Source organism: Gordonia insulae, from assembly GCF_003855095.1.
GTDB classification, from domain to species: domain Bacteria; phylum Actinomycetota; class Actinomycetes; order Mycobacteriales; family Mycobacteriaceae; genus Gordonia; species Gordonia insulae.
Map to the genome: position 1 here is coordinate 5,344,484 of NZ_CP033972.1, position 13,553 is coordinate 5,358,036.

2 protein-coding genes (1 of these 2 cut by a window edge) are annotated in these 13,553 nt (G+C 69.6%); both read left to right on the plus strand.

From position 1 onward, the window contains the following. The gene (locus tag D7316_RS24465; RefSeq protein WP_124710566.1) at positions 1-8,331 is read left to right on the plus strand and encodes a non-ribosomal peptide synthetase; all 8,331 of its coding nucleotides are present in this window, start codon (positions 1-3) and stop codon (positions 8,329-8,331) included. Then, on the plus strand, positions 8,328-13,553 hold the 5' end (the start) of the coding sequence (locus D7316_RS24470) for a non-ribosomal peptide synthase/polyketide synthase (protein WP_124710567.1). 40,371 nt of this gene lie beyond the right edge of the window; 5,226 of the gene's 45,597 nt are visible here — the first part of the coding sequence; it begins with the start codon at positions 8,328-8,330; its stop codon lies off the right edge, out of view. Before D7316_RS24465 ends, D7316_RS24470 begins: the two co-directional genes overlap by 4 nt.

The window sequence follows — 13,553 nt, forward strand, 5'->3', positions numbered from 1 at the left end:
ATGGACCCGACCGAAAGCGCGGATCGTCGCGCTGTCGACGACGTGGGGTACCGGCAGCTGTCCTTGACCGCCGCACAGCGCGGCATGTGGTTCGCGGAGAATCTGTCCCCCGACTACTCGGTGATCGTCGCCCAATATCTCGACATCCGGGACGACGACCGTCCGCTCGACATCGAGCTGTTCGCCCGTGTGGTCGGCGAGGTGGCCTGGCAACTCGAGTCCACCTTCACCCGCATCATCGAGGTCGACGGCGTACCCATGCAGGTCGTCGATCCGGAGGTCGACTTCCGACTCGAGGTCCTCGACTTCCGCGACGACCCGGATCCCATCGCGCGCGCCCACCGGTGGATGCACGACGACCACCAGCGCACCATCGACCTGGCCGACGATCGTCTCGCGATCACCAGGCTGATCCGGGTGGCCGACGATCGCGCCTTCTGGTATCTGCGGGCGCATCACATCGCCATCGACGGCTACGCCGCGCTGACCTCCGTCCACGAGGTCCTCGACCGGTACAACGCGATCATCCGCGGGCAGGAGCCCGTCGACCGGCCGCGGGCCGACCTCGCCGAGCTCGTCGCCGACGACGCCGCGTACACGGCCGGCACCCGGAGGGAGACCGACCGCAGCCATTGGGCCGCGCGGGTCGCGGATCTGCCCGAACGGGTCAGCCTCGCGGTCACGTCCGCCATCGCACCCCTGCACCCGGTGAACGTGGTGGCCGGCCGAGCGCTCGACGGTGACGTGCAGCGGGCCCTCGAAGATCACGCGGCGAAGACCTCGAGCTCGCCCGCGGTGGTGTTGACCGCCGCATTCTCCGCCTACCTCTCGCGGATGACCGGGACCGACGACGTGGTGCTGAGCCTGCCGGTGACCGGTCGCGCCACGGCCCGCATCAAGCGGGCCAGCGGGATGGTGTCCAACATGCTTCCGATCGTCGCGCGTGACGTGCGCGGGCTGCGTCTGCTCGATCTCGTCGAGCAACTCAAGATGGAACTGACCGGGGCGCTACGGCATCAGCGATATCGGTTCGAGGACATTCGGATCGATGCCGGGATGGGACAGTCGAACGCCGCGTCGTTCGGCCCGATCATCAACATGATGTTCTTCGACAAGCCGATCGAGCTCGTCGGTGCGCATGTCGACTATCAGATCCTGTCGTCGGGCATTCTGGAGGACCTGCGCGTCAACCTGTATCAGGCCGGTCCGGGGGAGCGGCTCGTCGTGGACCTGCACGGCAACCCGGGCCTCTACGCACAGTCCGAACTCGACGGGCACCTGCAACGCTTCCTGACCTTCCTCGAGCGCCTGCTGGCCGACCCGCACGCGACGATCATCGACATCGACCTCCTCCTCGACGACGAACGTGACGAGGTGCACGCGCTCGGACGTGGACCGCGCGCACGCGTGCCGGCCGATGACGACGGTGTGCTCGACGCGTTCGAGCAGCAGGTCACCCGGTCACCGGACGCGGTGGCGATCGATTTCGACGGCCGCACATGGACATACGCGCAGTTCGATGCTCTGCGCCTGCGACTGGCGCGCGAGATCGCTGATTCCGGTGTCGTCCCGGGTGAGCGGGTCGTGGTGTCGCTGCCGCGCGGCGTCGCCCAGGTCTGTGCCGTCTACGCGGTGCTCACCGTCGGGGGGACCTACGTGCCCGTCGATCCCGAACAGCCCGCGCGCCGGCGCGCCCTGATCGCGGAAACCGTTGGGGCGCAGGTCGTCGTCGACGCGGCGTACCTGCGGTTCGTCGGCTTCGACGAGAACCGCACCGACATCGCGGGGCCGGCGAATACGGTATGGTCCCCGCCACGCGGCTGCGGCGGGGACGCGTCGGCGTACGTCATCTTCACCTCCGGCTCGACCGGGGCGCCGAAGGGCGTCGAGGTGGGACACCGCGCGGTGATCAACCGCCTGTCCTGGATGCAGGACGACCACCCGATCCGCGCCGACGACGCGATCCTCTACAAGACACCCATCACCTTCGACGTCTCCGTCTGGGAGCTGTTCTGGCCGTTGGGCGTCGGCGCCCGGATGGTGATCGCACGGCCGGATGGCCATCGCGACCCCGAATACCTCGCCGGCCTGATCTCCGAACGCGGCGTCTCCGTCCTGCATTTCGTCCCGTCCATGCTCGATGCATACGCCGACATCATCGCGCACCGCAGTCGCGCGGATGCCCCGATCTTCGGGCCGTCGGTGCGCACGGTGTTCACCTCGGGCGAGACGTTGAGTCGTGCACTGGCCGACAAGGTGGCCGCCGCCGGTCCGGTCGAACTCGTCAACCTCTACGGTCCGACCGAGGCGGCCGTCGACGTCACCGGACATCGGGTGGCGCGGCGGGGCGGGCCGGTGCCGATCGGTCGGCCGGTCGCCAACACCGACATCCGTGTCCTCGACTCGCGCTTGCGCCCGGTACCCGTCGGGGTCGCCGGCGAGCTGTACATCTGTGGGGCGCAACTGGCGCGTGGCTATGTCGGCCGACCCGAGCTGACCGCCGACCGGTTCGTGGCCGACCCGGCCGGGCTCGGCGCACGGATGTACCGCACCGGTGATCTCGTCCGCTGGAACGCCTCCGGTGAACTGGAGTATCTGGGGCGCACCGACTTCCAGGTCAAGATCCGGGGCCAGCGGGTCGAACTCGGGGAGATCGAGGCGGTCCTGCTCGAGGCTCCGGGCGTCGATGCGGCGGTCGTGGTGGCGCGCGCCGACGACGGTGCGCCACCGATGCTGGTGGCCTACCTGCGGTCGGACTCCGCCGAGGTCTCCGCGACGGAGACGATCGCATTCTGTCGCCGACGCCTCCCGTCGCACATGGTGCCGTCCGCGGTGTTGGTCCTCGACGACTTCCCGGTCAACGCCTCGGGCAAACTCGATCGTGCCGCGCTGCCCGCGCCGGCGCTCGCCGCCGACGTCGCGTACGAGGCGCCGACGTCACCGGTGGAGGTGGCGTTGGCCGAGCTCATCGTCGACCTGGTCGGCGTGGAGCGGGTCGGGCTGCGCGACAACATCTTCGCGATCGGCGGTGATTCGCTGACAGCGGCCCGTCTGGTGTCGAGGGCGCGCACCGAGCACGGCATCTCGGTGCAGTTGACCGACGTCTTCGACAATCCGACCGTCGGCGACCTCGCCCGCCGTGCGGATGGCGGCCTCGACGCGGCGTTGCCCGTGCTCGTGCCGGTCGGCGACCGCGGTCCCCGGGTACCGCTGTCCCACGCCCAGGTCCGCCTGTGGTTCATCAACCGGATGGACCCGGCCGCGTCGACCTACAACATGCCCGGCGCGATCCGGCTCGGCGCCGATGCAGACATCGCCGCGCTGCGCCTCGCCGTCCGCGACGTGCTCGAGCGGCACGAGTCGCTGCGGACCCGGTATCCCTCGGTCGACGGCGAACCGGTGCAACAGATCCTGTCCATCGACGACGTGGCGCACGTCGCGGATGTCGACGTACGCCGGATCGACACCGTGGCGCACGTCGCGGATGTCGACGTACGCCGCATCGACTCCGCGGACACCGTGGCGCACGTCGCCGATGTCGACGTCCGCCGCATCGACTCCCCGGTCGCCGACGCCGTGGCCGAAGAGGTCGACCGCGGCTTCGACCTGGTGGACGAGATCGGTTTCCGGTGGGCACTGCTCGCCGACGACGATGGGTTCGTCGCCGTCGTCGTCCTGCACCACATCTCCGCCGACGGGTTCTCGCTGCCGCCGCTGATCCGCGATCTGCGTCAGGCCTACGATGCCCGTCGCGCCGGGCGCGCACCGGGATTCGAACCGCTGCCCATCCAGTACGCCGACTTCGCGTTGTGGCAGCACCGCGTACTCGGGGACGCGGAGAGTCCGACCGCCACGCGGACGCGGGAGCTCGAGTTCTGGCGCTCCGAGCTTGCCGGGATGCCGGAGTTGCTGGCCCTGCCGACCGATCGTCCGCGCCCCGAGATGGCCAGTGGTCGAGGTGGTTACGTCGACCTCGTCGTCGACGCCGATCTTGTCACCGGCATCCGAGCGCTGGCGCGCAGCGCCTCGGTGACCCCGTTCGCGGTGGTCCACGCGGCGCTGGCCGCGGTGTTGGCGCGGCTGGCCGACACCGACGAAGTCGCGATCGGGACCGCGGTCGCCGGACGTGAAGACGAACTGACCGCCGACCTCGTCGGCATGTTCGTCAACACCGTCGTCCTGCGTACGCCGGTGCCGACGGCGGCGACGGTCACCGATCTGCTGAGCACCGCGCACACCGGCCGCGCCCACGCGATGTCCAACGCGCACATCCCCTTCGAACGGGTGGTGGATGCGGTGGCCCCGCAGCGGTCCTTCGCGCACACCCCGCTCTTCCAGGTCGCGCTCACCATGCAGACCGATCGGTCCGGTGACGTTGCGCAGTGGACCGATTCGTCCGGTCCTCTCGACGCCCGTGTGCCCGCGGCCAAGTACGACCTCGCGTTCGCCCTCACCGAGCATGCCGCGGGTCAGGCGGGAGCCACCCGGTATGACGTCGAGATCTCCTACGCCACAGATCTGTTCGACGAATCGACGGTCGCCGGGATCGGCGATCACCTGATCACGATGCTGCGGGGGATGACGGCCGATCCGCACGGGCACGTCGCGCACATCGATCTGTTGCCGCCCGACCAGGTCGCCGCACTCACCGAGGCGCCGCACGACACGGTGGAGCCGCGGACCCTGCGTGAGTTGCTCGCCGCCGGCGCGGCAGCGGCCGATCCGGCCTCGCCGGCCCTCGTCGGCGACGAGACGGAGATGACCTGGTCGGTGTTCGATGCCCGCACCGATCAGCTCGCCCGCGAACTCGTCTCCCGCGGTGCGCGTCCCGGCACATCGGTGGCCATCTCGATCAGCCGCTCGGTCTACTCGGTGTTCGCCGCGGTCGCGGTGGCGAAGACCGGTGCCGCGTTCGTGGCCATCGATCCGCGCCACCCCGAGGTCCGACGCCGGGAGATGCTCGAGGATGCCGAGCCGGTGCTGGGTCTGACCGTTCTCGGTGTCGCGGACGAGGTCCCGGACGGTGTCGAGTGGCTGGTGATCGACGATGAGCCCGTCGAGCTGCAGGTGGCCGGCCACCGGGGTACGGCACTACGTGACGATGAGCTGCTCGCCCGACCGAGTGCCGACGACACCGCCTACCTGATCTACACCTCGGGTTCCACCGGACGGCCCAAGGCCACCGCGGTCACCCATCGCGGACTGGCCAACCTCGTCGCCAACCAGCGTCGCCTGCTGGGGGTGGGACCGGACAGCAGCGTGCTGCACGTCGCATCGCCGAGTTTCGACGCCTCGATGTTCGAGCTGACCATGGCCCTGTGTACCGGTGGTCGGCTCGTGGTCAGCCCGGCCGACGTCTTCGGCGGCGCCGAACTCGGCTCGATCATCGCCACCGGCGGGGTCACCCACGCGGTGATGACACCGTCGGCACTGAGCACCCTGGAGCCACAGGCGGTCCCGGGCCTCTCGACCGTCGTCAGCGTGGGCGAACCGTGTCCGCCGGAACTGATGCGCCGATGGGTCGGGGCGGGCCGCCGGTTCCTCAACCTCTACGGGCCGACCGAGGCCACCATCTGGGCGACCGCGACCGGCCCGATGCGCGCCGACGACGTCGTCACCATCGGGACCCCGGTGCCCGGGGTCGGGGCGTTGGTCCTCGACCGGGGCCTCCGACCGGTGCCCGCAGGGGTGCCCGGCGAGCTCTACCTCACCGGCACCCAACTCGCCCGTGGCTATCACGGCCGGACCGACCTGACCGCAGGCCGGTTCGTCGCCGACCCGTTCACGTCGGGGGCCCGGATGTATCGCACCGGCGATCGCGTCGTCCGCACCTCGTCCGGTGCGCTGATCTACTACGGCCGCAGCGACTTCCAGATCAAGATCCGTGGACAGCGGATCGAACCGGGCGAGGTGGATGCCGCACTGATGGATCATCCCGGGGTGGGCAACGCGCTCAGCCTCGGAGTGTCCGGACCGGCCGGTGAGACCACACTCGTCTCCTACGTCACGATCGTCGACGAGATCTCGCCGACGCCGCAGGATCTCCTCGATCACGCGGCATCCCGGCTCCCGGCTCACCTGGTGCCCCATACCGTGGTGATCGTCGACGCCTTCGAGCTGTCGCCGGTCGGCAAGATCGACCGTGCCGCACTGCCCCCTGTCGACATCTCCGTGAGCGACGAGTTCGTCGCACCGCGCAGCGAGATGGAGGCGGTGGTCGCCGACATCTTTGCCCACGTCCTCGGCGTCCCGCGGGTCGGCGTGCACCACAGCTTCTTCGACCTCGGTGGCAACTCGCTCTCGGCGACCAAGGTGGCGTCCCGACTCGCCGAGATCCTCGACAGCCGGGTCCCGGTCCGGGATCTGTTCGAGAAGCCCACCGCCGCCGGATTCGCCGCCCATCTCACCGCGAGCATGACCGGACGGTCCGCACCGCCGCTGACCGCGCGCACCCGTGCCGCGGTGGTCCCCGTGTCGGGCGTGCAGCGTGGCATGTGGCTGCTCAACCGCGCCGACCCGGAGTCGGCCAACTACAATGTGGCACTGGCCCTCCGGCTGTCCGGCGACCTCGACGTCGAGGCATTGCGGGCGGCGACGATCGACGTGATCCGCCGTCACGAATCACTGCGCACGACCTATCCGATGATGAACTCGGTGCCGAAGCAGATGATCGTGCCCGCCGATGTGTTCGCCGACGACCTGGACCTGCGCGTCGTCGACGTCGCGGGGGACGTGGCGGACGAGATCGCACGTGTCACGGGTGCGGGTTTCGACATCGTGTCGAGAGCACCGGTCCGGATGTCGGTGCTGCGCAACGGTCCCGAGGACCACGTCCTCGTCTTCGTCGTGCATCACATCAGCGCGGACGGGGCGTCCATGGCCCCGCTGGCGCGAGACCTGATGACCGCCTACGCCGCCCGGCTGGTCGGCGCCGCCCCTGCGTGGGAGCCCCTCGACATCCAGTACGCGGACTTCACGCTGTGGCAATCGGATCGGCTGGCGGCCGTCGGCGACGGCGGCGTCACCGAGGGTGACCGTCAGCTGCAGTACTGGACGGAGCGTCTCGCCGGTGCGCCCGATCAGATCGAACTGCCCACCGATCGCCCGCGCCCGCGGACACCGAGTTTCGACGGTGATGTCGTGGAGTTCGAGATCCCCGCGGATCTGGTCACCGCACTCGGGTCGCTCGCCCGGGCGAGCAACACCACGTTGTTCATGGTGACGCACGCCGCGTTCGCGGTGCTGCTCGGTCGGATCACCGGCAAGGACGACCTGGTGATCGGCACTCCGTACGCGGGCCGGGGTGACGTCGCCCTCGAGGCCGTGGTCGGCATGTTCGTCAACACGCTGGCGTTGCGGACGCGGGTGTCGGTGGACGAGTCGTTCTCCGGGTTGCTCGACCGCGTCCGGAACGACGACCTGGTCGACATGGCGCACGGTGACGTCGCGTTCGACGACATCGCGGCGCGGGTACTGGAGACGACCCCCACGTCCTACAACCCGCTGTTCCAGGTGATGTTCGCCTTCCAGAACATCGAGTTCCCGACCCTGGAGCTCGACGGTCTGCGGATCACACCGGAAAGTGATTCGCTCACCGCGGCGAAGGTCGACCTGCAGTTGACCGTGTTCCCGCGAGACCCGGCGGGCCGGACGTCCGACGGTGCGATGAAGGTTCAGTTGCTGTATGCGACGGACCTTTTCGATGCAGCGACGATCGAGCGGTTGGCGCAATGGTACCTGCGTGTGCTCGATGCGGTGACCGCCGATCCGGTCTGTATCGTGGGTGACATCGTGCTGGATCTCGCTGACCCCGACGTCGTCGACGCCGACGACATCGCCTCCATCGCGGACCCCTCCCCGGCCTCCTGGCGGGAGCTGGTGTCCGGGGCCTCGGCGACCGATCCTGAGGCCGCGGCGGTCGAACGCGACGGATATCTGCTGACGTTCGGTGAGCTCGAATCGATGACCGTCACGATGGCGACCGTGTTGCCGGATGACGACCCGAATGCCGCCCTGACGATGGCGTTGATGAGCCTGGTGCCGGACCTGGCCGCGGCCGGCCCGGACGCCCTGCACTCCGTGATCGGCGAGTTGCGTTCGCGCGCCGCTGCTGTCACCGGCGCCGGGAGCGAAGCGAGCGGGCCGAATGTCACCGGCGCCGGGAGCGAAGCGAGCGGGCCGAATGTCACCGGCGCCGGGAGCGAAGCGAGCGGGCCGAATGTCACCGGCGCCGGGAGCGAAGCGAGCGGGCCGGATCAGGATCAGAATGTCTACCGGCTTCCGGCGGCCGGTGACGCCCTGTCCGCGGCGGAAGGTGTCGACAGGGCGTGACGGCGATCGACACGGGTTCGATGGTCATCTCCCAGGGATGGGGCCGTCGACCCTCCACAGTGCATCTCATCGGTGCGGCGGCCGTGACGGCCCCGGACCGGGTCGCGTTGCGCGCCGCGTCCGGCCCGATGTCCTTCGCCGAGCTACACGAGCGTGTCGCGGTCACCGCGGGCGTACTCGCCACGCAGGGGCTCGACGCCGAGGCCGCGGTCGCGGGCACCGTGACCGGTCTGATGCGCAAGGACGGACTGGCGCCGACGGAGATCGCCGGTGAGGCGCAGCGACTCGTGGGTGAGATCCGTGCGGCCGCCTTCGACGTCGCGGGGTCGGCCGACTGGGGCTCGTTGGCCGGGTTGTTCCGGTCGGCCGCCCACCGCTTCGCCGATCGCACCGCCGTCGTCGATCTCGACGGCACGGCGTTGACGTACCGGGAACTGGACGAGCGGTCGGATCGGCTGGCCGCCGGTCTGGTCGCGGTGGGTGCCGGACCCGAGGTGCTCATCGGGATCGCGCTGCCGCGCACCGCGGAGCTGATCGTCGCCCTGCTCGGTGTGGTCAAGTCCGGTGCGGCCTACCTGCCGCTGGATCGTTCGCATCCGATCGAACGCCTGCGCACGATCGTCGAGGACGCGCGGCCCGCGGTGGTGCTCGCCGACGACGAGACGATCGCCGCGTGGTCCGACCTCGATGTCGCGTTGTCGACGGTCGCCGGCGCCGAGAGCGACGCGGGATTCGATCGGATCCCGACGCGGATCGACGGTGACCATCCGGCCTACGCGATGTACACGTCCGGGTCGACCGGCACGCCCAAGGGGGTGGTGGTCACCCACGACGATGTGGTCACGCTGCTGCGGTCGATGGGGGAGATGTACGACTTCTCCGAGCGCGACGTCTGGACGATGTTCCAGTCGTATGCGTTCGACGTGTCCGTCGGCGAGATCTGGGTGGCCCTGATCTTCGGTGGTCGCCTCGTGGTGCTGGATTATTTCACCACCCGTTCGCCCGCCGACTTCGCCGATGTGCTCGAACGCGAGCAGGTGACGGTCGTCAACCTGACGCCGTCGGCGTTCTATCAGCTCGCGGCAGCGGTGCGACCGCCGACCGCGAAGCGCCTCGCGTCCTCGATCCGGTACATGATCTTCGTCGGTGAGGCACTGGATTTCGCCCAGGTGCGTCGGTGGCACGACGACCGGCTGGAGTTCGACGGGACCGCCGGGCCGTCGCTGAACAACATGTACGGGCCGACCGAGGCGACCGTCTACATGACCCGGCGTGAACTGACCGTCGATTTCGTCGCGAACACCCTGGCCTCCGACATCGGCGGCCCCATCCCGGGCACCCGGACCTATGTCCTCGATCGGCGTCTGGCCCGCGTTCCGGACGGCGTCCCGGGCGAGTTGTACATCGCCGGTGGCCAGGTCGCCCGCGGCTATCTGGGCCGATTCGCAGTGAACGCAACACGTTTCGTGGCCGACCCGTTCGTCTCGGGCGAGCGGATGTACCGCACCGGGGACATGGCGATCGTGCGTGGGGACTCGATGGAGTATCTCGGGCGCGTCGACACGCAGGTCAAACTCCGTGGGTTCCGCATCGAACTCGGTGAGGTCGAGGCCGCGCTGCTCGCCGCGTCCGGCGTGAACGCGGCCGCCGCCGCGATCAAGCAGCGTGACGACCAGCCGGCTCAACTCGTGGGTTACGTCGTCGGAACCTCCACCACCGGTGGCCAACTCGATGTGGGGGAGATCCGGTCGGTCGCGGCCACCCGGGTGCCGGACTACATGGTTCCGGATGTCATCGTGCTACTCGATCAGTTGCCCCTCAACGTCAACGGCAAATTGGATCGCGCAGCCCTCCCTGTTCCGGCGCCCGCCGAGGCCGGCGTCTACGAGCCGCCTCGCGACGGCACCGAGCGTCGCATCGCCGACATCGTCGCGTCGGTCCTCGACGTCGACCGGGTCAGCGTGGTCGAGTCGCTGTTCGCGATGGGCGGGAATTCGCTTGTTGCCGCGCAGATCTCGGCTCGCTGCTCGGATGAATTGGGCGTCGATGTCTCGGTCCGGGACATCTTCGAGGCGCCGGCCGTCCGGGATCTCGCCGCACGCATCGCCGATCACCGGCACATCCGGCGGCCGGCGCTCGAAGCGGCCGACCGGGTGGGGCCGATCCCACTGTCCCACGCGCAGCGGCGGATCTGGTTCCTCGCCGAACTGGATCCCGGCAGCCACGTGTACAACATCCCGCTCGTCCTGCGGTTCCGCGGCGAGTTGTCCCCGTCGGCGCTCGACGCCGCGATGCGGGATCTCATCGGTCGGCACGAGATCCTCCGGACCGCGTTCCCGGCGGCCGACGGCGTACCCGAGCAGGTCGTGCTGTCCGTCGACACGCATGGTCCCGATGTCGTGATCACCCCGCCGGTGCGCGTCCCGGCGTCCGCGGACTCGGCGGCCCTCGATGACGCGGTCGCCGAGATCGTCAGCGCCGGCTTCGATCTCCGGCAGGCGCCGCCGATCCGGGCGCGGCTGCTCGAACTCGCGCCGGACGACTTCGTCTTCGTCCTGGTCGCCCACCATGTGATCAGCGACGGCGGTTCGCTCACCCCGCTGGCCCGCGACCTGATGACGGCCTATGCGGCGCGCTGCGTCGACGAGAGCCCCGGATGGCCTGCTCTCGACGTGCAGTACGTCGATTACACCCTGTGGCACCGTCGGTTGCTCGGCGACGTCGACGACCCGGATTCTGTTGCCGCGCAGCAGCTCGACTTCTGGGCGGCCACACTCTCCGGTGCTCCCGAGCTGATCGCGTTGCCGACCGACCGTCCCCGCCCACCGGTTCAGAGCCATCGCGCCGATGCCGTCACGTTCGACCTCGACCCCGAGCTGTTCACCGGCATCGGGCGGTTCGCGCGCAGCCACAACGTGTCGCTGTTCATGGTTCTGCACGCCGCGCTGGCGGTGGTGCTGCACCGACTCACCGGTGATCGCGACGTGGTGATCGGCACTCCGTACGCGGGCCGCGGCGAGCCTGCTCTCGATCACCTGGTCGGCATGTTCATGAACACCGTCGTCCTGCGTACCCCGGTCGACCCCGCGTCGGGCTTCGCGGCGCTCGTCGGCGACGTCCGCGATCGCGACCTCGCGGCACTGGGCAACGCCGACATCCCGTTCGACCTGATCGTCGAGAGGCTTCAGCCGACACGCAGCGCGGCGCATGCGCCGATCTTCCAGGTCCTGCTCCTGCTACAGGACGCGCAGGGCGCACGTTTCGACCTGCCCGGTGTCGGCGCCGAACTGCTCGAGCAGTACCGCGACCTGACCGACCACGATCTCGCGATCACCTTCATCGAGGGTGCCGGGTCGACGGACGTCCTGACCGGCGTGATCGAGTTCGCCACCGACCTCTTCGACCGGGACACCATGGTCGGCCTCGTCGCCCTGTTCGAACGGATCCTCCGCCAGGTGATCGCCGATCCGGAGAGCCCGGTCGGCGACCTGGACGTGCTGACCGTCGAGGACCGTGAGCGGCAGCGACAACTGTCCACGGGTGTGACCGCCACGGAGCCGGCCGGCACCGTGGCCGATGCCGTGTCCCGACAGGTGTCGTCGACCCCGGACGGCACTGCGCTGGTGTCCGGCGACCGGACCCTGACCTATGCCGAGTTCGGCGCCCGGGTGAATTCCGCGGCCCGCGAGCTGATCGCCCGCGGCGTGGGACCCGACGTCGCAGTGGGCGTGTGCATCCCGCGGTCGGTGGAGATGGTTGTGGCGATCCACGCCGTGGTCGCGGCAGGCGGCCAGTATGTCCCCATCGATGCCGCCGCGCCCGCCGACCGGGTGCGCTACATGCTCGACACCGCGGGTGCGCGGCTGGTGCTGGTCGGCTCGGACACCGTCCCCGGTGCCATCGCCGAGACGGGCGTGTCGACGTGGCAGATCCGGTGCGATGCGGAGATCACCGGCGACACGGCACCGATCCGCGACGACGAGCGCACCGATGTCCTGCGCCCCGGACATGCCGTCTACACGATCTTCACCTCCGGATCGACCGGTCGCCCCAAGGGCGTGACCCTCGCGCACGACGCTGTCGTCAACCGGTTGCGGTGGGGGCTCGAGGAACTGCCGATCGATTCGTCCGACGCCGTCATGCTGAAGACCCCGTACACGTTCGACTGTTCGGTGGCGGAGCTGTTCGCGCCGTTGATGATCGGCGCCCGCATGGTGATCCTGCGCGCGGACGGCCACCTCGATCCGGTGCATGTGGCGCAGCAGATCGCCGAACACCGCGTGACCATGGTCCATTTCGTCCCGTCGATGTTGTCGGTGTTCCTCGAGGTCGCGGGACCCGAGCGCATCCGGGCCCTCGACACCGTCCGGATCGTGTCGACGACGGGCGAGGCGCTGCCACCCGCGGTGGCCGCGCAGACTCGCGACCTGTGGCCGGATGTGTTGTTCTACAACCTCTACGGACCGACCGAGGCCGCCGTGGAGATCACCTATCAGCAGATCGGTGGAGTCGACGACTCGGCCGGATCGGTGCCGATCGGCGTCCCGGTCTGGAACTCGACGGCGTTCGTGCTCGACGCCCGACTGCATCCGGTGCCGTCCGGGGTCGCCGGGGAGCTGTATGTCGGCGGTGTCCAACTCGCCCGCGGATATGCCGCCCGGGCAGATCTGACGGCCGAACGGTTCGTGCCCGATCCGTTCGGAACGCCCGGGTCAAGGCTCTACCGGACCGGCGACCTGGTCCGCAGGCTGTCCGACGGCACGCTGGATTACCTCGGCCGCACCGACTTCCAGGTCAAGCTGCGCGGCCAGCGCGTCGAGCTCGGCGAGATCGAGGCTGTTCTGGCCTCGGCGCCGGGCGTCGTGCACGCCTCGGCGACGGTGGCCACGGCTCCCGCGGGTGGCGAACATCTCGTCGCCTACCTCGCCGGGCCGGCGGGTGCCGCGCCGGATGTCGACGCGGTGCGCGCCGCGGTGGCGGATGCGCTGCCGGAGTACATGCGGCCCACGGTGTGGATGGTGGTCGACGACATCCCGTTGAACTCGGCGGGCAAGCTGGATCGTCGCGCGCTGCCGGAGCCGGAGTTCGCGGCCGGCGACTACGTCGCCCCCGAGACGACGGCCGAGGCCACGGTGGCCGCGGTGTTCGCCGACGTCCTGGGCGTCGATCGGGTGTCGGTGACCGACAGCTTCTTCGACCTCGGTGGCAACTCGCTGTCGGCG

Coding starts and splice junctions, on each gene's coding strand:
- D7316_RS24465 (WP_124710566.1), top strand. CDS start 1: ATGGACCCGACCGAAAGCGCGGATCGTCGCGCTGTCGACGACGTGGGG.